We start from the raw sequence: 23990 nt of genomic DNA on the forward strand, positions 1-23990 counted from the left end.
ATTATTTAGGGTCGTCGTTAGATACTTGCGTCTGTAATTGGTCTATTTTCCTTTGTTGCAAAACTACAAGTCTGTCTATTTGTTCTCTTTCCCAATCTTTATTCATAAATCGATCCGTGATGAAAATTTTTATAAAATGCAAAATAAAAAGGAATAGCCATATTGTAATAACCCAAAGATACCAATACGAGACTACCGTACTATCAAGGAAATTATGAGCAACAAATAGCAATAAACTTCCCAGTACAAAAAGAACAAAATGAAAATACAATCGTTTCTTTTGTTTTATTCTTCGTCTTGCATATTCATATTGTTCGTGTAATTCTTTTTCCATCGTCCTGATTTTAGTTTATAAAGGTAAAATTTATTTTGCAAAGTCACTATTTTGCCTCAGGATTATTTCAACAGAAAACGTATTCTGATTTTTGAATAGTAAATTTACGATCCTTTAAATTATTAAATTTATCAAAAATTAACATAGTTTACGGCATTCCATTAAAACTTCACAGGGGCCATTGAAACTTCAATATATTACATTTACTTTGTTTTATAAACCTATAAATGAATATGTTATGCCGATTAAAAAACAATTTGTAAAAACAAAGCCAGTTTGTAAAGTTACTTTTTCGGTAGCGGCAAAGGCAGCAAGTCATGCTTCTGTTGTGGGTGATTTCAACAATTGGAATGTTGCTGAAGGGGCTTTAAGTAAATTAAAAAATGGAACTTTCAAGGGAGTATTTGATGTGGCCAAAGACGCTGCTTACGAATTCAAATACGTTATCGACGGAGTATTTGTCAATGAACCAGAAGCAGATTCTTTCAAATGGAATGCGTTTGCTGGAAATGAAAACGGTGTTTTAGTAGTATAGCTAAACACCGTTTTTTATTATTTTATACCGCAACACTTCCTTTTATCGTGGCATGAGGTTCATAGCCTTCAAGGGTAAAATCTTCAAAACCAAACGCAAAGATGTCTTTTATATTGGGATTTAAAATCATTTTTGGTAATGGTTTTGGCTCACGGGTCAATTGCAATTCCAGTTGTTCAAAATGGTTGTTATAGATATGTGCATCGCCAAAAGTGTGAATGAATTCACCAGGTTCTAGATCACAAACCTGCGCAATCATCATGGTGAGTAACGCATACGAAGCGATATTAAAAGGAACTCCTAAAAAAATATCAGCGCTTCGCTGGTACAACTGACAAGATAGCTTACCCCCAGAAACATAAAACTGAAAGAACGCATGACAAGGCGGCAAGGCAACTTTATTGTTACTTACATTTTCGTCAAATGATTTTGTCGTGTCAGGCAGAACCGATGGATTCCATGCTGAAACCAGCATTCTGCGGCTGTTAGGATTCGTTTTTAACTCTTTAATTAATTCCGATATTTGATCAATTTCTTCACTATTCCAATTGCGCCATTGGTGGCCGTAAACAGGCCCTAAATTTCCATTGGCATCAGCCCAAGCATCCCAAATTTTAACGCCGTTTTCTTGAAGATACTTAATATTTGTGTCTCCTTTTAAGAACCAAAGCAATTCGTAGATAATGGATTTTAGGTGTAGTTTTTTAGTAGTGACCATCGGGAAACCTTCATTTAAGTCAAAACGCATTTGGTAACCAAAGACACTTTTTGTCCCGGTTCCCGTACGATCTCCTTTTTGACAACCGTTTTTCATTACGTGTTGTACTAAATCTAAATATTGCTTCATTGTCTCTTGATTCTATTGTGCGGTAAGCGGTTGTTCGTTTTTATATACTTTTCCGTCTTTCATTACAAATACGACCTTTTCCAGAGTTTTGATCGCATTCAAAGGATTTTCATCCACTGCAATGATGTCTGCCAAAAAGTTTTCTTTGATTTGACCTGCTTCATTTTCAAGCCCTAATAACATAGCATTCGTAATCGTTGCTGATTGTATCGCGGCTAATGCAGGCATTCCGGCTTCAACCATATACCCAAATTCTTTTGCATTTGTACCATGAGCAAAAACGCCAGCATCAGTTCCAAAAGCAATTTTGACTCCTTTTTTATACGCCTTGGCAAAAGTAGCTTTCAGTTGTGGGCCAACTTCTCTGGCCTTTGGAACTACGATGTCAGGATAAAAACCAGTAATTTCTGCATTTTTTTCTACTTCTTTTCCAGCCGTTAAGGTAGGAACTAAATAAGCATCGTATTTTTTCATTAATTCCATTGTCTCTTCACTCATAAAGGTGCCGTGCTCAATGGTTTTTATACCGCCCAATATGGCTCTTTGCATTCCTTCGTCGCCATGGGCATGGGCAGCGGTGAGCATGTTGTAATCTTTGGCTGTTGTGGTGATGGCTTTAATTTCCTCTAGAGAGAACTGCGGATTTTTACCGCTTTTTGCCACGCTCAAAACACCACCTGTAGCTGTAATTTTAATAACATCAGCTCCTTCTTTATAACGCTCTCTCACTGCTTTTACTCCTTCTTCTGGAGAATTGATTACGCCTTCATGTGGACCTGGATCGCCTACCAGTTTTCGGTTGCTTCCGTTAGTAGGATCTGCATGACCGCCTGTTGTAGCAATTGATTTTCCGGCAGTAAAAATTCGGGGACCTTTTACGATTCCTTTATTGATGGCATTTCTTATGGAGATATTTACTCCGGTTCCACCTAAATCCCTCACCGTAGTGAATCCGGCTAGAAGAGTGATTTCGGCACATCGAACGGCTTGAAATGCAACATCAGCTTCGTTGTCTATATATTTTGACATGTAGCTCTTAGTGTCATGTTCGCCTTCTATGTGAACATGTAAGTCAATAAGACCCGGTAAAACATATTTGTTTTTCAGGTTGATCTCAATGTCTTCAGGCTTGACTTTAGCGATAAAACCCTCTTGTACTTTTGTAATTTTGTTTTTAGAAACAATGATCGTTTGGTTTGTTAATTCTTTACCTGATAGTGTATTTAAAATTTTTCCACAATGCAGATAATAGTCTTGTGATGAGGCAGCTGAACAAATAAATAATGTTGCGAGAAGTAGAAAGTGGTTTTTTTTCATAGCTTATTTTTATCAATTTTATAAAAGAAACATGGTACTAAGTGTTTTTGGTGAATTTAAGTGTATTTATTCAAAAACAAGCGATTCAATCCTTTGAAATTTAGTAACAATCTGATTTTATTTCAATCCTACGGAAAGTAAAAATGGGTACAATTACAGTTCTCTCTTTGAGATTTCATCTCTAATTTTTGCGGCTTTCTCATAATCTTCGTGCGACACGGCTTGATCTAACAATTCATTTAATTCCGGTAGACTGTGTTTAGAATAGGTTTCTCCGGATTGATTGCTTTCTTCTTCACGACCAAAAGTGTCCGGATTAGAAAGTACATCGTCAATTTCCTGCGAGTCTTTATTAGGATCTAAAGGATTTGATTTTAAATAAATTCCGGCTTTGTCCAGAATGTTTTTGTAAGTGAATATAGGTGCGTTAAAACGCAATGCTAACGCAATGGCATCTGAAGTTCGGGCATCAATAATTTCTTCAATTTTATCCCTTTCGCAAATGATACTCGAATAAAAAACACCGTCCACAAGTTTGTGAATAATGACTTGTTTGACTACAATGTCAAATCGTTCTGCGAAGTTTTTGAACAAATCATGGGTCAGAGGACGTGGTGGTTTTATTTCTTTTTCCAATGCTATAGCGATGGATTGGGCTTCAAAAGCACCAATGACAATGGGTAATTTTCGTTCTCCGTCAACCTCATTCAAGATTAATGCGTAGGCTCCGTTTTGAGTTTGACTGTATGAAATTCCTTTTATAGATAGTTTAACTAAGCTCATAATTGATGTAATGGGAAAGTACGAGGTACTTTTTTTAATAAAAATCAAGCAGCAATTATAAAAAAGAAATGCTACTTAAAAGCAAAGATACAAATATCTTATTTTTAAGTAGCATTTAAATTAATGGGATGCTATAATTTATGAATTCTGAGCTTTGAAAGCTTTAAACTTCTCAATCAATTGCGGTATAATTTCAAACGCGTCACCTACAATTCCGTAATCCGCTACTTTGAAAAAAGGCGCTTCGGGATCACTGTTGATGACCACTTTTACTTTAGAAGAGTTGATTCCCGCAATGTGTTGAATCGCTCCTGAAATTCCAATTGCAATATAAAGGTTTGTAGCTACCGGTTTTCCTGTTTGCCCAACGTGTTCTCCGTGAGGTCTCCATCCTAAATCAGAAACTGGTTTTGAACAAGCAGTTGCAGCGCCAAGAACAGTTGCTAACTCCTCTACCATTCCCCAGTTTTCCGGACCTTTCAATCCACGTCCAGCCGATACTACAATATCCGCATCAGCGATTGAAACTTTTCCCGAAACTTTTTCAACTGATTCTACTTTTACACCAAAATCAGCTTCTCCAATATTTGGGTTAAAATCTTCCTCGGTTAATGTTGAAGGTGTTTCAAAAACTCCATACGAGTTTTTGGCAAGCCCAAGTATTTTTACGTCTGTGGCAATTTCAGTGATATTGAACGCTTTGTTTGAAAAAGCATTTCTTTTTACTTGAAAAGGCGACGTTGAAACTGGTAATCCAACCACATTTGACGCGTAGCCGGCTTCTAAAGCTACTGCAACAAGTGAGGAAAGATAAATACTGTCTGTAGTGGATGAAAGTAAAACTAACTTTACGTTTTCTTTTTGGGCGGCTTGTTTGATCACATCAGCGTATGCTTTTGCAGTAAACCCGGATAATTTATCGTTGGTTACTTTTAATACTTTGTCTACTCCGTATTTTGATAATTCAGAAACATCCCCAGCATTTACGGTTACAGCCGTAACAGTGGTTCCTAGACTTTCGGCTACTTTTTTTGCATAGGAAGCCAATTCGAATGCTACTTTTTTAAATTTTCCTCCCGAAGCGTCGGGAGCGTATTCCGCGTATATTAATATTGACATGATTTTTTTATTTTAGTCTTAAAGTTTATAAGTTTAAAAGTCTAAAGTCAAAAAGGGAAATAAGTGTAAACTTCTATTCATTTGACTTTTGGCATTCCGCTTTATGACAGTTAGATTACTTTTGCTTCGTTGTGTAATAAATTGATTAATTCATCTAAATTGTCAGCAGCAATCAATTTTACGGCTGATTTAGGAGCTGGTTTTTCAAATTTTACTGCTTTTGTATTCACAGCAGCGTCAACAGGCTCCAGTATTGTTAATGCTTTTGTTCTTGCAGTCATGATTCCTCTCATGTTTGGAATACGCAAATCTTTTTCTTCCACCAATCCTTTTTGTCCTCCAATGATTAATGGTAAAGTTGTAGCAACGGTTTCTTTTCCACCATCAATTTCACGAACTGCTTTTACATTAGTTCCATCAACAGTAAGACTTGTACAAGAATTAAGGAAGTTGTATCCTAAAATCCCGGCTATCATTCCAGGAACCATTCCGCCATTATAGTCTAAAGACTCTTTTCCGGCAATGATTACATCGTAACTTCCGTTTTTAATTACTTCAGCAAGTTGTTTGGCTACGAAAAATCCGTCAGTAGGAGTAGCGTTGACGCGAATGGCTTCATTGGCACCTATTGCCAGCGCTTTTCTTAAAGTAGGTTCGGTTTCTGGTCCTCCAACATTCACAACCGTAACGGTTGCGCCTTGTTGTTCTTGGAACCAAATAGCGCGTGTCAAACCAAATTCGTCATTTGGATTGATTACATATTGAACTCCATTGGTGTCAAATTCAGAATCGCCGTTGACAAAGTTAATTTTTGAAGTAGTATCAGGAACGTGACTGATGCAAACTAATATTTTCATACTTATATTTTTTATTATTCGTAATTTCTTTTACAAATTTAAAATATTAATTTGAATAATATACTATGCACGCATAATATTTTACTTAACTACTACGTTTTCGTAGCCCGGATAGCAGCGGCATCCTTCTTGTGGCTCCTTTAGCCACAGGAAGATACAGCGGAGAGCCGGAAATAGCTCCTGAAAATTATCGCTATAAATCCTGAATTAATTTAGAGTAATTTATGCTTTTAAATGATATTAAATATTTATTTTTGCTTTTCGAAAATTATCCTTCGACTGCGCTCAGGAGGACAAAATATAAAAAAATATGAGAACGATACAATTTAGAGAGGCCATTTGTGAAGCGATGAGTGAAGAAATGCGTCACGATGAGTCCATATACTTAATGGGTGAAGAAGTTGCAGAATATAATGGTGCCTACAAAGCATCTAAAGGTATGCTAGCTGAATTTGGCGAGAAAAGAGTCATTGATACTCCTATCGCAGAGCTTGGTTTTACTGGTATTGCAGTAGGATCAGCCATGAATGGATGCAGACCGATTGTGGAATACATGACGTTCAATTTTTGTTTAGTAGGTATTGACCAAATCATAAATAATGCTGCCAAAATGCGTCAGATGACGGGTGGACAATTTAATGTGCCAATCGTTTTTCGTGGTCCAACAGCTTCGGCAGGACAATTAGGAGCAACGCACTCACAAGCGTTAGAAAACTGGTTTGCGAATACTCCGGGTCTTAAAGTGGTAGTTCCCTCTACGGTTTATGATGCCAAAGGTTTGTTGAAAGCGGCTATTCGTGATAACGATCCTGTGATTTTCATGGAATCTGAACAAATGTATGGGGATAAAGGTGAAGTTCCAGATGGCGAATATGTAATTCCGTTAGGAGTTGCTGATATCAAGCGTGAAGGTACGGATGTGACAATTGTTTCTTTTGGAAAAATTATCAAAGAGGCGCATATTGCCGCTGACGAATTAGCCAAAGAAGGAATTTCTTGTGAAATTATCGATTTGCGAACTGTACGTCCTATGGACTATGAGACGATTTTAACATCGGTTAAAAAAACAAATAGATTAGTAGTTCTTGAGGAAGCATGGCCTTTTGCAAGTGTGGCTTCTGAAATTACCTATATTGTTCAAGAACGTGCTTTTGATTTCTTGGATGCGCCTATTCAACGTATTACGACTGCAGATACGCCAGCGCCGTACTCTCCGGTTTTATTGAAAGAATGGTTGCCTAATGCTGGTGATGTAGTAAAAGCGGTTAAAAAAGTACTGTATAAAAAATAGTCAGTTGGAATCGTTTGATTTGGAATAAGGGCTAATAACCCGTTTTTTAATAATCAATTAATCCTGCGGTCTTAATTAACTATATTTGAAACTTCATCAATTCTTTAATTTGATGAAGTTTTTTTTTGAATGACTATGAAATCGCCATGACAGAAGCTGTCTCAAACACCAATTAAGATCTGGCGATACCATATTCCTACAAAAACAAATATTATCTACATATGAAAAAGAATCTCTTATTGTTTCTGCTTTTGTTGTTGGTCTCAGCAACTACTAGTTTTGCGCAAACAAAAGTGAGTGGTGTTGTGGTTGATAAATCCAACCTGCCCATTCCATTTGCCAATGTAGTTTTCAAAGGTTCCAGTGAAGGAATTGTGACTAATGAGGACGGTAAGTTTTACCTGGAATCCAAAAAAACATATACTACTTTACTCATATCCTCCGTTGGGTTTTCTGAAAAAGAAATTTACTTAGATAAACCGGTAAATTATAATTTCAAAATTCAGTTGAATGAAGCCGAAAGCTTAAACGAAGTAGTGGTTTTTGCCGGAAAAACATCAAAAAAGGACAATCCTGCGCTCGATATTCTGAGGAAAATCTGGGAAAGAAAACGTAAAAACGGGTTGTATCAGTTTGACCAATACCAGATGGAAAAGTACGAGAAAATAGAATTTGATATGAATTCTATTGACAGTGCTTTTATGAAAAGCAAACTTTTTAAAGGGATGGAATTTATATTCGATCAAATGGATACGTCCCGAGTAACCGGGAAAACCTATTTGCCTATTTTTATAAATGAATCACTCCATGATGTTTATGGAGACAACAAATTAAAGAAGGTAAAAGAAAAAATAAAAGCCAATAAAACGTCCGGATTTGATGGGAATCAACAGATTTTATCTTTTGTAAAAGACTTGTATTCAGATTATAATATCTACAATAATTACTTGACTTTTTTTGACAAAAGCTTTACCAGTCCGCTGTCTAAAACAGGGATTGATGTCTACAATTATGTACTGAAAGACAGTTCGTATATTGATGATAAATGGTGCTATAATATTGTTTTTTATCCAAGACGAAAAAACGAATTGACTTTCAAAGGAGATTTTTGGGTGAATGATTCCACATTTGCCATCAAGAAAATCAATATGGCAGTGACCAAAAGTGCCAATATCAACTGGGTAAAAGATATTTACTTAGAGCAGGAATTTGAAGTAGTCAGTGACTCGGTTTTCTTGTTGACCAAGGATTATTTGATGTCTGACTTTGCTTTGAACAAAAAAGAAAATTCGAAAGGTGTTTATGGAAAAAGAACTAGTTTTTACCGGAACCATCAGTTCAATACAGAATTGCCTGTTGCTTTTTATAAAGCCGAAGTCAATTATATGGATGACGAAGTCTACAATAAATCCGAGGAATATTGGAATGAAAACCGTTTTGAAAACTTAAGCAAGGATGAATTGGGCGTTTATAAAATGCTTGATACCCTGCAAACCGTAAATAAATTCAAACAATTGTACAGCTTAGTATCCATACTAGGAAGTGGTTATGTGGAGTTTAATAACTTTGATTATGGACCTGTTTTTTCTACATTTGGATACAATGAAGTAGAGGGTGTACGGTTGCGAGTAGGAGGAAGAACCTATTTTGGTCCTAACGATCCTTGGCGCATTCAGGCGTATACTGCGTATGGGTTTGATGATGATAAATTTAAATACGGACTTTCCGGAAAATGGATGGTCGACAAGAAAAATAGGATCATTTTATCCGGCGGAAATAGGCGAGACATTGAACAAATAGGAGCCAGTTTAACTACTACAAATGATGTTTTAGGCCGAAGTTTTGCTTCGTCGTCCGTATTCTCATCTGGCAGTAACGGGAAGTTAACCAACATCAATTTGACTAATGTTGCCATAGAAATGGAGCCAGTAAAAAACTTGACTTTTCAGGCTGGGATTTCGTATCGTACGCTGGAGTCTGCATCGCCTACTTTTAGCCTGGATTATTATACCAACATAGCCAATTTAGCTACTAAAAGTGATGTAAAACAATCCGAAGCGAACATTCAGATCGAGTATTCTCCAAAGCGAAAAACGATTGGTTTTGGGGTTGAAAGAAGCAATGTTGACAGTCCTTTTAGTCGTTTTTTTATTAATTACAGCCATGGATTCAAAGGGCTTTTGAACAGTAATTTCAAATATGACAAAGTACAATTATATTACAAACAGCCTATAGTTATTGGTCCATTGGGGCGAACCAATATTATTATGGAAGTAGGAAAAACTTTTGGAACAGTTCCGTTAGGATTGATAAATGTGATTCCGGGAAATCAAACTTTTTTCACGATTGAAAACACCTTCAGTAATCTTAATTTCTATGAATTTGTATCGGATCAATATGCTACTTTACAGTGGAATCACAATTTCAACGGGCGTCTTTTTTCCAGAATACCGTTCATGCGCAAACTCAATTGGAGAGAAATTATATCCGTAAAAGGGGTTTATGGAAGCATCTCTGATGAAAACAGAGCTATTAATGCTTCGGGTTTAATTTACAATGCACCTGAAAAAGGCTATTGGGAATACAGTGCTGGTATTGGAAATATCTTCAAAGTATTCCGTATTGATTTCGCCTGGCGAGGCAATTATGTCAACGTGCCGGAAACGAATCGTTTTACTGTTAAAGGGTCGTTTGGGTTCAGTTTTTAGGAGCTATTCCGGCTGTACACTATATCTTTTTATAAGGCGAATAAAAATCGCCTTATAAAAAGGATGCCGTTTCCATCCGGGCTAAAAAAACATCAGATTATGCAAGAAGCCATCGACTACCTTTTAGAAAAAGATGCTATTTTCAAAGCAATCATTGAACAATACGGAATGCCTGTTATTCCCAAAAGACCGCAAGGTTTTGAGACTCTGGTATTGTTGATTTTAGAGCAACAAGTATCGATAGAATCCGCTAAAGCTACTTTTTTGAAAATAAAAACTACTCTAAAAACGGTAACACCGGAAATTCTTGTTCTCATATCGGATGCTGAGTTTAGGAATCTTGGCGTAAGCCGTCAAAAAACGTCTTATATCAAAGCTTTGGCGACAGCCTTAATAAATAAAGAACTTGATTTAGAAAGTTTGCCAGCCAAAACGGCTCTGCAAGTGCGCGAAGAACTCATCAAAATCAAAGGGATAGGAAACTGGACCATCGATATTTATTTAATGTTTTGTCTGCAAGAGCCTGATTTATTGCCATTAGGCGATATTGCCGTTGTACACACAATCAAGGAATTACTGGATATTCACGACAAAAATGAGATGCAAGTTCATACGTTGAAATGGAGTCCGTATCGCTCTTTTGCAACCTATCTTTTATGGCATCATTATTTAAAGAAAAGAAATAGAACCGTTTTTTACTAAAGTGCTGTTTCTTAAAATTTAATCAACAGATAACATAGATTTTTCATTGTTGAAAGGGATTCTTTACTTATTTTTGCAACCATAAAATATAGAAAAGAAAAACTAAAATGACTGCAGACAAATTAACAACTTTCGATGTTTTAATCGAAATACCAAGAGGAAGTAGAAATAAATACGAATATGATTTCGAAATAAAAAGAATGCGTTTTGACAGAATGTTATTCTCGTCAATGATGTATCCTGCGGATTACGGATTTATTCCGGAAACATTAGCCTTAGACGGCGATCCATTAGATGTATTGGTTTTGGTAAACGAACCTACTTTTCCCGGTTGTGTTATGGAAGTAAAACCCATTGGTGTTTTCCACATGGCGGATGATAAAGGACCGGATGAAAAAGTTATCTGTGTACCGGTTTCAGATCCAATCTGGAATTCATTGAATGATCTGTCAGACATGAATCCACATTTATTAAAAGAAATTGAACACTTTTTTCAAGTGTACAAAGATCTTGAAAACAAGAAAGTAGATGTAGGCGGCTGGGGAGATGTAAATGAAGCCTATGCAATTATCGCAGAGTGTACGGAGCGATTTAATCAAATTGAGAATAAACCAGAGGGATTGTTTAGTATTAAATAATTTTACGTCATAATTTTTACAAAAAAAGCAACATTCTGTTAAGAGTGTTGCTTTTTTTGTTTAAATTCGTTTTGTTACACTATTAATTTTAACCAAAAACCAAACCGAAATTATGAATACAATTATGATTTATTTGCCTATTGCGATGGCATTTATTGGACTGGCATTTATGTTTGCTAAAAGAAAATGGGTATTAAAACAGGATCCGGGTGATGGTAAGATGAAAGAGATTTCGGATTACATTTACGAAGGAGCCTTGGCTTTCTTGAAAGCAGAATATAGGTTGTTGACGTTTTTTGTCATTGGAGCCAGCATAGTTTTAGCCGGAATTTCTTTTTTCGTTCCTACTACACACATATTAATAGTGGTTGCTTTTGTTTTTGGTGCTTTTTTCTCAGCTTTAGCTGGGAACATGGGAATGAAAATTGCAACAAAAACCAATGTTAGAACCACACAAGCCGCCCGTACCAGTTTACCTCAAGCCCTAAAAGTTTCTTTTGGCGGCGGAACCGTAATGGGATTAGGGGTTGCGGGATTGGCTGTTTTAGGATTGACCACTTTCTTTATTTTCTTTTTTCACTTTTTTATGAATGGCGTTTGGACTTCTACTGAAGACATGACCATTGTATTAGAAACATTAGCCGGATTTTCTCTGGGAGCAGAATCAATAGCCTTGTTTGCAAGAGTTGGCGGTGGAATTTACACCAAAGCGGCCGATGTTGGAGCTGATTTGGTAGGGAAAATAGAAGCTGGAATTCCGGAAGATGATCCCCGTAATCCGGCTACAATTGCGGACAATGTAGGGGATAATGTAGGCGATGTTGCCGGAATGGGAGCTGATTTATTTGGTTCTTATGTCGCAACCGTTTTAGCGGCCATGGTTTTAGGAAATTATGTAATCAAAGACATGGGCGGAACTATTCAAGATGCTTTTGGAGGAATAGGACCTATCTTATTGCCAATGGCAATCGCCGGTTTTGGTATTTTATTTTCGATTATCGGAACGATGGTGGTAAAAATTACAGATGATAATGCAAAAGAAGCGCAAGTGCAAAGCGCTTTAAATAGGGGAAACTGGCTTTCAATAGGATTAACCCTTATTGCCTGCTATTTTTTAGTGCAATACATGTTGCCAGAAACCATGAAAATGGATTTTTTTGGAGAAGGAACTAAAGAAATTTCATCCATGCGTGTTTTTTATGCTACAATTGTAGGTCTGGCAGTAGGTGGACTCATTTCGTCAGTAACTGAGTATTATACAGGATTGGGTACAAAACCTGTTATGGCAATTGTTCAAAAATCTTCAACTGGAGCAGGAACAAACGTAATTGCAGGATTGGCAACCGGAATGATTTCTACGTTTCCAACGGTTTTATTATTTGCAGCTGCAATTTGGACTTCCTACGCATTAGCAGGATTTTATGGTGTGGCTTTAGCTGCTTCAGCGATGATGGCAACAACGGCCATGCAATTGGCAATCGATGCTTTTGGACCCATATCGGATAACGCCGGTGGAATTGCTGAAATGAGCGAATTGCCAAAAGAAGTACGTACCAGAACGGATATTTTAGATGCTGTAGGAAATACAACTGCAGCAACCGGAAAAGGCTTTGCTATTGCTTCGGCAGCATTAACTTCACTAGCTCTATTTGCTGCGTATGTAACTTTTACAGGAATTGACGGAATCAATATTTTTAAAGCACCAGTTTTAGCAATGCTATTCGTGGGTGGCATGATACCTGTCGTTTTCTCGGCATTAGCGATGAATTCTGTCGGGAAAGCCGCAATGGACATGGTGTATGAAGTACGTCGTCAGTTCAGGGAGATTCCCGGAATTATGGAAGGAACCGGAAAACCGGAATATGCTAAGTGTGTTGATATTTCGACGAAAGCCGCTTTGCGCGAAATGATGTTGCCGGGAATATTGACAATTGGTTTTCCAATTGCAATTGTTTTGCTTGGCAAATTAGTTTACGGAGACAACAACCAGCTAATCGCCGAAATGTTAGGGGGTTATATGGCCGGAGTTACCGTTTCGGGTGTGCTTTGGGCTGTTTTTCAAAACAATGCCGGTGGTGCTTGGGACAACGCTAAAAAATCTTTTGAAGCGGGAGTTCTTATTAATGGTGAAATGACCTATAAAGGTTCTGATGCGCATAAAGCGGCCATTACTGGCGATACTGTTGGAGATCCGTTCAAAGATACTTCTGGACCATCAATGAATATTTTAATTAAATTGACGTGTTTGATTGGTTTGGTAATTGCACCAATTTTAGGTAGTGGCAATCATACATTGGCTAATAAAGCCGCTTGTTGTGCTGCTTCTGAAATGTGTACTTCAATATCTAAAGAAGAGTGTCTTGCTAAAGGATGTGACAGTAAAACGTGTAGATTTATGAATGCTTCCGCAGCAGTAACTGAAATGGTCTCGAAAAAAGTTACGATAGAAAAAACCAATGTTGATGGAGAAGTAAAAGCGACTATTAAAACTAATATTAACGGAAAAGAAAACATTCAAAGTTTTGAAGGAACTGATGCAGAAGTTCAGGCGAAAATAGATTCCTTGAAATAATAGATTTTGTTGTTAAATAATAATGCCTCGCAATTGTGAGGCATTTTTTGTTTTTATGTATTTTATCACCAGTTTCTACTCCCTCTCCGAAGGAGAGGGTTGGGGAGAGGATTCTAAAACAGCCCGTTCAACTCCGCATCAATTCTATTAAAAATAGTTCCTAAATCTTCGGGATTATCAACAAAATTCATGTTATCCACATCAATAATTAATAATTTTCCTTTGTCATAGGTTTGAATCCAGCCTTCGTAGCGTTCGTTCAAACGACTCAAATACTCAATGGATATTGAGTTTTCATATTCACGGCCGCGTTTGTGTATTTGACCGACTAAATTAGGAATAGAACTCCTTAAATAGATCAATAAATCAGGGGCTTTAACAGTAGATTCCATTAATTCAAAAAGAGACGAATAATTCTGGAAATCACGATTGGTCATCAAACCCATTGCATATAAATTAGGAGCAAAAATATGGGCATCTTCATAAATAGTTCGGTCCTGAATGATTTTTTTGCCACTTTCACGAATTTGCATCACCTGACGGAAGCGACTATTCAAGAAATAAATTTGTAAATTAAACGACCAGCGCTCCATTTGGTGGTAAAAATCATCTAGGTACGGATTGTCTACTACGTCTTCATAATGTGGTTCCCACTTGAAATGTTTCGCTAATAAGCGTGTCAAAGTTGTCTTTCCAGAGCCTATGTTTCCTGCTATTGCTATGTGCATTACGGTAGTATGATTTTATAATTTGTAATTCCTTCAGCTGTAAAAATAGATAAAATTTGGTCTTTGTAATAGAATTTTTTAAAGGATTTTTCTGAAATTTCAATTTCAGTTTTTTGGTTTTTTTCCAAATCCTGCAAAATTAAAATCCCATTTTTAGAATAGATGATCTGATTTTCATTTATAATTTCAATCGAGTCAAAATCAGAAACTTTTTCTTTGTTTGCTATTCTGCCAAAAATATCGCAAGTGTACCAGTTGTTTTTACCGTCCATCCAATAGAAGATGTTGAAATCTGAAGCGTAATTCTTAACACTTTCAGTAAAAGGAACTGAAATAGTTTTGTAATCCTTGTTCAAATAATCATATAATCCCAGTTGCTGATTCATACTGTTGTAAACCCACAACTGATTTAGAGCAGCAATACCAATTGCAGTGGCTACGATTGGAATTGTATTTTCTGAAAAATTGATTTTCTGAGTTTCATTCAATTGATTGTCCAAGATGATAACTGTATTGAAATTTTCGTAAAATAAAACAATTTTCAAAGGGTTATGCAAATCTATTTTTGTGATTCTACCCAAAGAAATATTTTTGTATTCTAAAGTATTCCGTGTTCCAATTTTAGAAAAAACATTGTTATGGATGGTGTAGTAAAAACCAAATGAATCATAACCTAAAAACGCATCTCCATCAAAACGAATAGAATCGATTTTAATGGCTGTTAGTTTTTGGTTCTGACTAAAAATTACTGAAAATGAAGCGATAAACAGCAATAATATTACTTTTTTCATACAGCGAAATTACAATTAAACGGTATATAATTTTGATTGTTTTATTAATATTTTAACAGAATACTTGTAACAAAAATAGTATTTTTCACTCTTATTCATTAAAACCCAATAGTTATGTATAAAGTAATTTACGCAATAATAGTAACAATTGCATCGTTTTTGGGGCTTCGCGCTCAGGAATTTCAAGGAATGGCAGTGTATGAATCAAAAAGCAGTACCTCCGATTTCAAAACACGAATGGAAGGCAATAAGGATATGACTCCTGATGTGCAAAAAATGATTGAGGAAAGAATGAAGAAAATGTTCGAAAAAACATTCATTCTTAATTTTGATAAATCGACATCAATTTATAAAGAAGAAGAAAAGTTAGAGGCTACAGGTCAAGCTGGAGGTGGAATGCGCATAATGAATGCAATGAGTGGCGGCGGCGGAACTTATTAAAAAAGGACGCCAAATTTGAATACAGAATTCAGGCCTACAATTTACTAAATACAAGGTCTAGATTGAACAACTCCTTTAGCGTAAATGGCTTTAATGCGAATGAAACGATTATTTTACCACGATTTGTGACCTTTATTTTAAAGTACAATATATAGCCAAATTAAAAAGGGATTTTGACTGAACAAAATCCCCTTTTTCATTTTAAATCTGTACTGAATTACAATCCAAAAGCAGTTTTAACTTGGTCAACAAAATCTAATTTTTCCCAAGTAAACAATTCAACAGTCACGGTTTTTGTTAATCCTCCTGGAGCAGTAAAAGTTTTAGTAACCGTTTCTGGAGTACGTCCCATGTGCCCGTAAGCAGCAGTTTCGCTGTAGATTGGATTTCTTAATTTCAAACGTTGCTCTATAAAGTACGGGCGCATGTCAAAAATAGCTTCTACTTTTTTAGCAATTTCTCCATCGGTTAAGGTTACTTTTGAAGTCCCATAAGTTTCTATAAAAATCCCCATTGGTTTAGCAACACCAATTGCGTAGGAAACCTGTACTAAAATTTCGTCAGCAACACCTGCTGCAACTAGATTTTTAGCAATGTGACGAGTAGCATAAGCTGCACTTCTGTCTACTTTACTAGGGTCTTTACCAGAGAATGCACCACCACCGTGAGCACCTTTTCCACCGTAAGTGTCTACAATAATTTTTCTACCTGTTAGTCCAGTATCTCCGTGAGGTCCTCCAATTACAAATTTTCCCGTTGGATTGATGTGGTATTTAATTTGATCATTAAATAAATGAGCACTCGTTGGATTTTTTGCAATGATTCTTGGAATCAAAATTTCGATGATGTCTTTTTTGATTTTAGCAAGCATAGTAGCTTCTTCGTCAAAGTCATCGTGCTGTGTCGAAATTACAATAGCTTCAATTCGAGTTGGTTTGTTGTCATCACTGTATTCTAACGTCACTTGAGATTTAGCATCCGGACGCAAATAGGTGATTTCGTTATTTTCACGTCTTAAAACGGCCAATTCTTTTAATAATTTATGAGATAAATCAAGTGCCAAAGGCATGTAATTTTCTGTTTCATTTGTTGCGTAACCAAACATCATTCCTTGATCACCAGCACCTTGTTCTTCAGGATTTGCTCTATCAACACCTTGATTGATGTCAGCAGATTGTTCGTGTATAGCAGAAAGAATACCACAAGAATCCGCTTCAAACATATAGGCGCTTTTTGTGTAACCAATTTTCTTGATTACATCGCGAGCGATTTGTTGCACATCTAAATAGGTATTTGATTTTACTTCACCTGCCAAGATTACTTGACCTGTAGTTACTAAAGTTTCGCAAGCTACTTTTGAGTCAGCATCAAATGCCAAAAAATTATCAATTAATGCGTCTGAAATTTGATCTGCAATTTTGTCTGGATGTCCTTCGCTTACAGATTCTGACGTAAATAAATAGGCCATAATAATTATTATTTTAAATTAAGCGAGAAAAAATAATTGCTAAAAAGGACTAAAGAAGAGTTTCTGCTTTAGCATTTTTTCTACTGAAAAACGTTCAGTATTCATAATGAATTTGTTTCATTATGAAGAGGTTGCAATCAGTTCAAATTTTTCCTCTTGTATTTGGTTGCAAATGTATGAAACCATTTTGAATTGCAAATTAATCTTTTGTTTTTTTTGAGAATAAATATTTTTCGGGTTCTAAATTATTAAGAAAAAATAATATTTAAAATAGTTTCGCTATTATTTTCTTAAACTTATTTGGATATTTAAAAAATAATTTGCAATTTAGAAATTCTAATAAAGTAAAAATGAAATTTAATATTTGTAATATGTTTAAGGTCGCACAGGAAAATTCCTGAGGGTTGCGTATTGAATAATTTAAATCAAATTATATATCAAAAGCTTCCCGGATAACGGGAAGCTTTTTTTTTGAATAGTAATAAACAGAATAGATTTTTTAGTCACAAAAAGCCTCGATGAATAACCTAAAAAGCCAAAAAACAAATAACGCAACAGTCAATAACATGATTTGTGTCAATGCCATTATGTGTATTCGCGGCTGTTGATTCCAAAAGTAAGTGTATAACTTAAAACCCTTTTGGATATGGATCTAAAAGGGTTTTTTGTTTTTCTGATTTTTTCAAATCTCACAACAATTCATACAAGGAGACCAAAAATAAATATTAACACCTAACACCTAAAAATTATGAGCACAACAAAGTATTTTACAAAGACATTTCGGTTATTAAAAAGTATTAATTTCAGAAATAAAAAAGAAAAGGAAAACGATTCTAAGAATGAATTGATTCATCCTAGATTTGAGATCTCAAAGAACGATGTTTTGGCACAAAAAATAGTGACTAATTCATTGCTTTTCCTAATGTATTCCCAAGAGAATGAAGCGCTTTTTATTTAATAAATCCGAATTTATTTTTGGTTTTGAGATTTTCAAAGGATGTTTAAAAGTGTTGTTTTGACGAAGTAAGAAAACGGGATGAGTATTCTCATTACTTCGTCAGAATAACAATTGCGTGTGAATTGTTTTTTGTATTTATGGAGTCCAAAGAAATAAACGAATCCACATAAAAATTTGGTTGTTACAAAAAATAGTGGTTAATTTGCTTCTTTAAGTTCAAAAACGTATTGAAATGTTATAAAGAAAGGCAGAGGGATTAGACCCGATGAAGCCTTAGCAACCCTTCGATTTATCGAAGAAGGTGCTGCATTCTACCACGCTCATCGTGGAAAGATAACACTAAGAATTAGTCTAGATAACGCCTGACTTTCTTTATAATATTTCCAAACACAGATCAAAAATCATAAAAGATTTGCCATTGGAAAATAAACCAACCTCTATTACATTTCAAAATTTCACCACTAAAAGTGGCGCTTTTTATGCTACCTTAAACGTAAGTTTTCAAGTTTTTGGGCCAGAATTGCATACGGCACCAATTGTTTTGGTCAACCATGCTTTAACCGGAAATTCACAAGTTGTGGGCGAAAACGGTTGGTGGAATGATTTAATTGGAGCACACAAAACCATAGATACAACAAAATATACAATACTCGCATTTAATGTTCCCGGAAATGGTTTTGATGGTTTTGAGATCGAAGATTATTTGGATTTTACTGCCAGAGACATTGCCAGGATTTTTATTGAAGGGATTCGGGTTCTGGATATTAAAAAACTATACGCTATTATTGGGGGTTCTGTAGGTGGCGGAATTGCTTGGGAAATGGTCGCTTTAGAGCCAAAAATCACACAGCATTTAATTCCTATCGCAACGGATTGGAAATCGACGGATTGGTTAATTGCCAATTGCTTTTTGCAGGAACAAATTCTCAACAACTCTTCGAAACCTATTGAAGACGCTCGCACTCATGCTATGTTATGCTATAGAACTCCGGAATCATTTGCTGCAAAATTTCAGCGAACCACCAATGAAGAATTGGGGATTTTTAATGTAGAAAGCTGGTTGCTACATCACGGCGAAAAATTGCAGAAACGTTTTCAAATTTCGTCATATAAAATGATGAATCAACTGTTGAAAACAATCGATATCACCAGAAACTGCACATCATTCGAAGAGATAACTTCAAAAATTGAAGCCGAGATTCATATTATTGGAATTAATTCCGACCTGTTTTTTACGGCAAATGAAAATAAAGTAACGTACGAGGAATTAAAAAAATATAAAAAGAGGGTTACCTATCAGGAAATAGTTTCCATCCACGGACACGACGCTTTTTTGATAGAGTACAAACAATTACACAATTTGCTTCAGGATATATTCTAAGCCAAAAAACAGAACACAATGAAAATATTGAAATTTGGAGGAAAATCGTTATCGAATGGCGACGGAATAAATAAGGTGGTTGCAATTATTATTGATAAAGTAAATCAAGGAGAGGAAATTGCTATTGTGGTTTCGGCGCGAGGAAATGCTACGGATGAATTAGAAGAAATTTTAAGTATTGCCGCTAAAAACGGAGTTTATAAACCTCTTTTTGATGATTTCAAAAAATACCAACAAGACGAATATCAAGACGTAGATTTATCCGAAGAGTTCCATGTTCTTGAAAAATTATTCGAAGGCGTCAGCTTAATTGGTGATTACAGCAACAAAATAAAAGACCAAATTTTATCAAAAGGGGAACTACTTTCGGCAAAATTACTGACGGCAATTTTGGTCGAAAATGGGATAAATGCCCGTTTTGCAGATACTCGGGAATTGATAAAAACCGATTCGAAATTTGGTGATGCACAACCTTTGGAACAAATTTCGAAGAAAAATGTCATCAATTATTTCAAACAAAATAACGGAACAACCGTAAATATTGTTACAGGTTTCATTGGTTCAAACACAAATAATGACACGACCACTTTAGGAAGAAACGGTAGCAATTACACCGCTTCGTTGATTGCGAATTATTTGAATGCGGACGAATTACAGAATTATACGCATGTAGACGGAATTTATACCGCTAATCCGGATTTAGTAGTTGATGCAAAGAAAATTGACCATTTGTCGTTTAATGAAGCCAATGAAATAGCCAATTTTGGTGCTACGATTCTTCATGCCAAAACGATCATTCCTTTGTTGGAAAAAAACATTCCGCTTCGTATCTTGAATACGTTCAACCATGAAAATAAAGGAACATTAATCACTTCCAATTCAAACAAGGAAGGGATCAAAACACTTTCGGTGCTTGAAAATGTTTCGTTAGTGAACCTGGAAGGAAGAGGATTACTGGGAAAAACAGGTGTTGATGCCCGTATTTTCAGAGTGATGGGCGATAATGATATTAGCGTAAGTATCATTTCTCAAGGTTCGTCAGAAAGAGGAATTGGTTTAGTTGTTGCCACTGATAAAGCGACAAAAGCAATGATTGAATTAGAGAAAGAATTCGAAAATGATTTCTATTCGAAAGATGTAAATAAAATCACGGTGACGGATGATGTTTCGGTGATTTCTATCATTGGTCAGGATTTAAGTACTTTTCACAAGCCATACACGGCGTTGATAAAAAATAAAATTGTCCCGATTCTTTTCAATAATACCGTTACGGGTAAAAACGTGAGTTTGGTGGTCAAAAAATCGCAATTGAACAAAGCCTTAAACGTAATTCACGGAGAGATTTTTGGAGTAGCTAAGAAAATCAATATCGCTATTTTCGGACATGGATTAGTTGGTGGAACGTTGATTAACCAAATATTGGAATCAGCAGCAACTATCGAGAAAAGAAAAGATATCAAACTGAATGTTTTTGCAATTGCCAATTCAAGTAATGTACTTTTGAATAAAAATGGCGTTACTCCAAATTGGAAAAATGAAATCCAGAACAATGGCTTTTCTTATACTATAGATGATGTAATTGCCTACGCAAATGAGCATCACTTGGAGAATTTGATTGCGATTGATAACACGGCAAGTGCTGAATTTGTTGGGAATTATATAAAATTAGCTGAAAACAGTTTTGATTTGATTTCGTCTAATAAAGTGGCTAATACGTTAAGCTATAGTTTTTATAAAAAATTACGAAAAGTGCTGGCGGATAATCAAAAGAGTTATCTTTATGAAACTAATGTGGGTGCAGGATTGCCATTGATTGATACGATTAAATTATTGCACCTTTCGGGTGAAAATATCACGAAGATTAAAGGTGTTTTCTCTGGAACATTGAGTTATTTGTTCAATAATTTTTCTGCAAAAGAGGCTTCGTTTAGCGAAATATTGAAGGAGGCCATTGACAATGGGTATACCGAGCCGGATCCAAGAGAAGATTTGTGCGGGAACGACGTAGGTAGAAAATTATTGATTTTGGCAAGAGAATTAGACTTGCAAAATGAGTTTGAAGAAATTGATATTCAAAATTTAATTCCAGAACATTTGCGTGAAGGCGATGTTTCGGATTTCTTGAATAAATTGACCGAGTTTGATCCAATTTATGCTAAAATAAAAGCCGACCAAAAGCCCAATCACGTCCTGCGATACATAGGCGAATTGTCAGGCGATTTGCAAAATGACAAAGGTAATCTAGAAGTAAAATTAGTTTCCGTACCTTCGGATACTGCTTTGGGAGGCTTAAAAGGTTCTGATTCTTTCTTCGAAATTTACACTGAATCGTATGGCGACAGACCAATCGTAATTCAAGGTGCAGGTGCAGGATCTGCGGTAACGGCGAGAGGTGTTTTTGGTGATATTTTGAGATTGTCGGATAAAGGGTAGCCCCCATACCCCTGAAGGGGGAATAAAAAGATTGCAGATTGCTTCGCCAGTTCGAGCAAGCTCTCGGGTGACGATTTTTGATTTAACATATATAAAAGTAAAATCTGCGTCCAAATAAATATAAATAATAAAAAAGGGACTGCCTCCAGTCTTGGCTCCCTTCCCTTCGGGGAGGGTTGGGGAGGGGAATAATATGAAAATAACATTAAACAGAGTAAACGACAACTTCCACTTTGAATTAAAAAACGAGCGTGGTCACTTAGTAAATGTGGATAGCCGACCAGAATTTGGCGGAGACGATAAAGGCGCAAGTCCAATGGAATTAGTATTGATGGGTGTTGCGGGTTGCAGTGCGATTGATATGATTTCGATTTTAAAAAAACAGCGTCAGGAAATCACTTCTTTCAAAGCTGAGGTCGAAGGAGAACGGGTACAAGTAGGAGAAGCAAAACCATTCAAGGATATTACTGTAGTATTCTTTTTGGAAGGACCTATTAATGAAGAAAAAGCAGCGAGAGCCGCACAACTTTCTTTCGAAAAATACTGTTCGGTTTCTAAAACATTAGAGCCAACAGCAACCATACACTATAAAGTAGTTTTGAACGGAGTTGAATTGGCGTAAAGCTAAAATAGTCAACTTCTAAAACTTTAATTTTAAACAATAAAGAGCTTTTTTTTATAGAAAAATTATGCGGAAAAACTTTGTGAATCTCTGTGATTCCTTTGCGAATCTTTGTGAAACAACTCTTTGAAATCTAATAATAATGAACGATCAAGAATTTGGTTTTGAAACCTCAGCCATCCGTACCCAATTAGAAAGAACACAATATTTAGAGCACTCGGTTCCTTTGTACTTAACTTCTAGTTTTGTATTTGAGGATGCCGAAGATATGCGTGCTTCTTTTGCCGAAGAGAAAGACAGAAATATATATAGCCGTTACAGCAACCCAAACACGAACGAATTTGTTGATAAAGTGTGTATAATGGAAGGTGCGGCAGCTGGTTTTGCCTTTGCTTCAGGAATGGCAGCAGTGTATTCAACCTTGGCAGCTTTATTGAAATCTGGAGATCATATTGTTTCTTCGAGTAGTGTTTTTGGAGCGACACATTCTTTATTTATCAATTATTTTCCAAAATGGAATATTGAAACCTCCTATTTTGATATTAATAAGCCGGAAACAATTGAAAGTTTCATCACACCAAATACAAAGATTCTTTTTGCGGAATCACCTACCAATCCTGCTGTTGATATTATCGATTTAGAACTTTTAGGAACGATTGCTAAAAAACATAATTTGATTTTGGTAATTGATAACTGTTTTGCAACACCTTATCTGCAACAACCAATAAAATGGGGTGCGCATTTAGTGGTGCATTCCGCTACAAAGTTAATGGACGGTCAAGGTAGAGTGTTGGGAGGAATAACAGTTGGTGATGCTGAATTGATTCAAAAAATCTATTTGTTTTCTCGACTTACCGGTCCTTCTTTATCGCCTTTTAATGCTTGGGTATTATCAAAAAGTTTAGAAACTTTGGCGATTCGTTTAGACAGGCATTGTGAAAATGCGATGAAAGTAGCGGAGTTTTTAGAGCAGCATCCGAATGTGAATCGCGTGAAATATCCGTTTTTGAAATCGCATCCACAATACGAAATTGCTCAAAAGCAAATGAAGTTGGGCGGAAATATTGTTGCTTTTGAAATAAAAGGGGGGCTTGAAGCCGGAAGAAACTTTTTGGATAAAATAAAATTATGTTCTTTATCACCAAATTTAGGAGATACCAGAACAATCGTTACGCATCCAGCATCGACAACACATAGCAAATTATCTGTTGAAGAACGTTTAGCAGTGAGTATTACCGATGGTTTAGTTCGTGTTTCAGTAGGATTGGAAACCGTAAAAGATGTGATTGCTGATTTGGAGCAGGCGCTTTCGTAAAGTTCATGACGATTGAAGCCATACAATAGTCCAGGGTTTAAACCGTGGTCAATGTGGTTTATTTAAGAACGTTTAGCAGTGAGTATTACCGATGGTTTAGTTCGTGTTTCAGTAGGATTGGAAACCGTAAAAGATGTGATTGCTGATTTA

General features: G+C 36.0%; 21 protein-coding genes, 1 pseudogene and 1 riboswitch (1 of these 23 running past the window's edge). Of the genes and pseudogenes, 13 read left to right on the forward strand and 9 right to left on the reverse strand.

Annotation, left to right across the window (positions count from 1 at the left end; translation table 11 throughout):
- Position 1: 1 nt before the first annotated feature.
- A complete protein-coding gene (locus EKL99_RS08865) occupies positions 2-334 on the reverse strand; it encodes a 2TM domain-containing protein (RefSeq protein ID WP_126576794.1) in 333 nt (110 codons plus the stop codon).
- Positions 335-572: 238 nt separating this feature from the next.
- Here EKL99_RS08865 and EKL99_RS08870 point away from each other — a divergent pair, with 238 nt between their 5' ends.
- Positions 573-869 (forward strand): isoamylase early set domain-containing protein, encoded by a 297-nt coding sequence (locus tag EKL99_RS08870; protein WP_126562104.1) that lies wholly within the window; start codon positions 573-575, stop codon positions 867-869.
- Positions 870-891: 22 nt separating this feature from the next.
- Here EKL99_RS08870 and EKL99_RS08875 read toward each other — a convergent pair whose 3' ends face one another.
- The 5 genes from EKL99_RS08875 to EKL99_RS08895 form a co-directional block, all read right to left on the reverse strand.
- On the reverse strand, positions 892-1716 hold the full coding sequence (locus EKL99_RS08875; RefSeq protein ID WP_126576795.1) for a thymidylate synthase: 825 nt from the start codon (positions 1714-1716) through the stop codon (positions 892-894).
- Between the two features lie 12 nt (positions 1717-1728).
- Positions 1729-3033, reverse strand: coding sequence for an amidohydrolase family protein (locus EKL99_RS08880; RefSeq protein ID WP_126576796.1), 1305 nt, complete (start codon positions 3031-3033; stop codon positions 1729-1731).
- 153 nt (positions 3034-3186) lie between these two features.
- Positions 3187-3816, reverse strand: coding sequence for a bifunctional nuclease family protein (locus EKL99_RS08885; RefSeq protein ID WP_126452972.1), 630 nt, complete (start codon positions 3814-3816; stop codon positions 3187-3189).
- A gap of 138 nt (positions 3817-3954) precedes the next feature.
- Complete coding sequence (locus EKL99_RS08890; RefSeq protein WP_126576797.1) at positions 3955-4935, reverse strand: electron transfer flavoprotein subunit alpha/FixB family protein; 981 nt, start codon at positions 4933-4935, stop codon at positions 3955-3957.
- Positions 4936-5045: 110 nt separating this feature from the next.
- Positions 5046-5792, reverse strand: a complete 747-nt coding sequence (locus EKL99_RS08895; protein ID WP_126452978.1) for an electron transfer flavoprotein subunit beta/FixA family protein — start codon at positions 5790-5792, stop codon at positions 5046-5048.
- 310 nt (positions 5793-6102) lie between these two features.
- On the opposite strand from EKL99_RS08895, the gene EKL99_RS08900 reads away from it, so the two are divergent.
- From EKL99_RS08900 to EKL99_RS08920, 5 genes are all read left to right on the forward strand, one after another.
- On the forward strand, positions 6103-7083 hold the full coding sequence (locus tag EKL99_RS08900; RefSeq protein WP_091255586.1) for a pyruvate dehydrogenase complex E1 component subunit beta: 981 nt from the start codon (positions 6103-6105) through the stop codon (positions 7081-7083).
- A gap of 221 nt (positions 7084-7304) precedes the next feature.
- Positions 7305-9791, forward strand: a complete 2487-nt coding sequence (locus EKL99_RS08905) for a DUF5686 and carboxypeptidase-like regulatory domain-containing protein (RefSeq protein ID WP_126562102.1) — start codon at positions 7305-7307, stop codon at positions 9789-9791.
- Positions 9792-9890: 99 nt separating this feature from the next.
- Positions 9891-10493: a DNA-3-methyladenine glycosylase gene (locus EKL99_RS08910; RefSeq protein WP_126568711.1), complete on the forward strand. Its 603-nt coding sequence runs from the start codon at positions 9891-9893 to the stop codon at positions 10491-10493.
- Between the two features lie 107 nt (positions 10494-10600).
- A complete protein-coding gene (locus tag EKL99_RS08915) occupies positions 10601-11131 on the forward strand; it encodes an inorganic diphosphatase (RefSeq protein WP_126452987.1) in 531 nt (176 codons plus the stop codon).
- A gap of 112 nt (positions 11132-11243) precedes the next feature.
- Complete coding sequence (locus tag EKL99_RS08920; protein ID WP_126576798.1) at positions 11244-13703, forward strand: sodium-translocating pyrophosphatase; 2460 nt, start codon at positions 11244-11246, stop codon at positions 13701-13703.
- A 113-nt stretch (positions 13704-13816) separates the two neighbouring features.
- On the opposite strand, the gene EKL99_RS08925 is transcribed toward EKL99_RS08920, so the two are convergent.
- On the reverse strand, positions 13817-14431 hold the full coding sequence (locus tag EKL99_RS08925; RefSeq protein WP_126452993.1) for a deoxynucleoside kinase: 615 nt from the start codon (positions 14429-14431) through the stop codon (positions 13817-13819).
- The gene (locus tag EKL99_RS08930) at positions 14431-15222 is read right to left on the reverse strand and encodes a hypothetical protein (RefSeq protein WP_126576799.1); all 792 of its coding nucleotides are present in this window, start codon (positions 15220-15222) and stop codon (positions 14431-14433) included. The genes EKL99_RS08925 and EKL99_RS08930 overlap by 1 nt, the downstream gene beginning before the upstream one ends.
- A gap of 114 nt (positions 15223-15336) precedes the next feature.
- Here EKL99_RS08930 and EKL99_RS08935 point away from each other — a divergent pair, with 114 nt between their 5' ends.
- On the forward strand, positions 15337-15663 hold the full coding sequence (locus EKL99_RS08935; protein WP_304984214.1) for a hypothetical protein: 327 nt from the start codon (positions 15337-15339) through the stop codon (positions 15661-15663).
- A gap of 217 nt (positions 15664-15880) precedes the next feature.
- Here the strand turns inward: EKL99_RS08935 and metK are convergent, their stop codons facing one another.
- Positions 15881-17131, reverse strand: coding sequence for a methionine adenosyltransferase (gene metK / locus EKL99_RS08940; protein ID WP_126568709.1), 1251 nt, complete (start codon positions 17129-17131; stop codon positions 15881-15883).
- A 748-nt stretch (positions 17132-17879) separates the two neighbouring features.
- Here metK and EKL99_RS08945 point away from each other — a divergent pair.
- The 6 genes and pseudogenes from EKL99_RS08945 to EKL99_RS08970 all read left to right on the forward strand — a co-directional run.
- Positions 17880-18089, forward strand: coding sequence for a hypothetical protein (locus tag EKL99_RS08945; protein ID WP_126554980.1), 210 nt, complete (start codon positions 17880-17882; stop codon positions 18087-18089).
- 232 nt (positions 18090-18321) lie between these two features.
- Positions 18322-18429: riboswitch (SAM riboswitch) on the forward strand.
- A 78-nt stretch (positions 18430-18507) separates the two neighbouring features.
- Entirely contained in the window at positions 18508-19470 is a 963-nt protein-coding gene (locus EKL99_RS08950; protein ID WP_231507413.1) for an alpha/beta fold hydrolase, read from the forward strand.
- 18 nt (positions 19471-19488) lie between these two features.
- Positions 19489-21903: a bifunctional aspartate kinase/homoserine dehydrogenase I gene (thrA, locus tag EKL99_RS08955; protein WP_126554984.1), complete on the forward strand. Its 2415-nt coding sequence runs from the start codon at positions 19489-19491 to the stop codon at positions 21901-21903.
- 193 nt (positions 21904-22096) lie between these two features.
- Positions 22097-22525, forward strand: a complete 429-nt coding sequence (locus tag EKL99_RS08960) for an OsmC family protein (RefSeq protein WP_126457437.1) — start codon at positions 22097-22099, stop codon at positions 22523-22525.
- Positions 22526-22667: 142 nt separating this feature from the next.
- The gene (locus tag EKL99_RS08965) at positions 22668-23840 is read left to right on the forward strand and encodes a PLP-dependent aspartate aminotransferase family protein (RefSeq protein WP_126457436.1); all 1173 of its coding nucleotides are present in this window, start codon (positions 22668-22670) and stop codon (positions 23838-23840) included.
- 66 nt (positions 23841-23906) lie between these two features.
- Positions 23907-23990: pseudogene (locus EKL99_RS08970) on the forward strand (PLP-dependent transferase) (its annotated part continues 105 nt past the right edge of the window); the annotation flags it as partial.

This window comes from Flavobacterium sp. ZB4P23 (assembly GCF_003970375.1).
GTDB lineage: Bacteria > Bacteroidota > Bacteroidia > Flavobacteriales > Flavobacteriaceae > Flavobacterium.

Coding starts and splice junctions, on each gene's coding strand:
- EKL99_RS08865 (WP_126576794.1), bottom strand. CDS start 334: ATGGAAAAAGAATTACACGAACAATATGAATATGCAAGACGAAGAATA.
- EKL99_RS08870 (WP_126562104.1), top strand. CDS start 573: ATGCCGATTAAAAAACAATTTGTAAAAACAAAGCCAGTTTGTAAAGTT.
- EKL99_RS08875 (WP_126576795.1), bottom strand. CDS start 1,716: ATGAAGCAATATTTAGATTTAGTACAACACGTAATGAAAAACGGTTGT.
- EKL99_RS08880 (WP_126576796.1), bottom strand. CDS start 3,033: ATGAAAAAAAACCACTTTCTACTTCTCGCAACATTATTTATTTGTTCA.
- EKL99_RS08885 (WP_126452972.1), bottom strand. CDS start 3,816: ATGAGCTTAGTTAAACTATCTATAAAAGGAATTTCATACAGTCAAACT.
- EKL99_RS08890 (WP_126576797.1), bottom strand. CDS start 4,935: ATGTCAATATTAATATACGCGGAATACGCTCCCGACGCTTCGGGAGGA.
- EKL99_RS08895 (WP_126452978.1), bottom strand. CDS start 5,792: ATGAAAATATTAGTTTGCATCAGTCACGTTCCTGATACTACTTCAAAA.
- EKL99_RS08900 (WP_091255586.1), top strand. CDS start 6,103: ATGAGAACGATACAATTTAGAGAGGCCATTTGTGAAGCGATGAGTGAA.
- EKL99_RS08905 (WP_126562102.1), top strand. CDS start 7,305: ATGAAAAAGAATCTCTTATTGTTTCTGCTTTTGTTGTTGGTCTCAGCA.
- EKL99_RS08910 (WP_126568711.1), top strand. CDS start 9,891: ATGCAAGAAGCCATCGACTACCTTTTAGAAAAAGATGCTATTTTCAAA.
- EKL99_RS08915 (WP_126452987.1), top strand. CDS start 10,601: ATGACTGCAGACAAATTAACAACTTTCGATGTTTTAATCGAAATACCA.
- EKL99_RS08920 (WP_126576798.1), top strand. CDS start 11,244: ATGAATACAATTATGATTTATTTGCCTATTGCGATGGCATTTATTGGA.
- EKL99_RS08925 (WP_126452993.1), bottom strand. CDS start 14,431: ATGCACATAGCAATAGCAGGAAACATAGGCTCTGGAAAGACAACTTTG.
- EKL99_RS08930 (WP_126576799.1), bottom strand. CDS start 15,222: ATGAAAAAAGTAATATTATTGCTGTTTATCGCTTCATTTTCAGTAATT.
- EKL99_RS08935 (WP_304984214.1), top strand. CDS start 15,337: ATGTATAAAGTAATTTACGCAATAATAGTAACAATTGCATCGTTTTTG.
- metK (WP_126568709.1), bottom strand. CDS start 17,131: ATGGCCTATTTATTTACGTCAGAATCTGTAAGCGAAGGACATCCAGAC.
- EKL99_RS08945 (WP_126554980.1), top strand. CDS start 17,880: ATGAGCACAACAAAGTATTTTACAAAGACATTTCGGTTATTAAAAAGT.
- thrA (WP_126554984.1), top strand. CDS start 19,489: ATGAAAATATTGAAATTTGGAGGAAAATCGTTATCGAATGGCGACGGA.
- EKL99_RS08960 (WP_126457437.1), top strand. CDS start 22,097: ATGAAAATAACATTAAACAGAGTAAACGACAACTTCCACTTTGAATTA.
- EKL99_RS08965 (WP_126457436.1), top strand. CDS start 22,668: ATGAACGATCAAGAATTTGGTTTTGAAACCTCAGCCATCCGTACCCAA.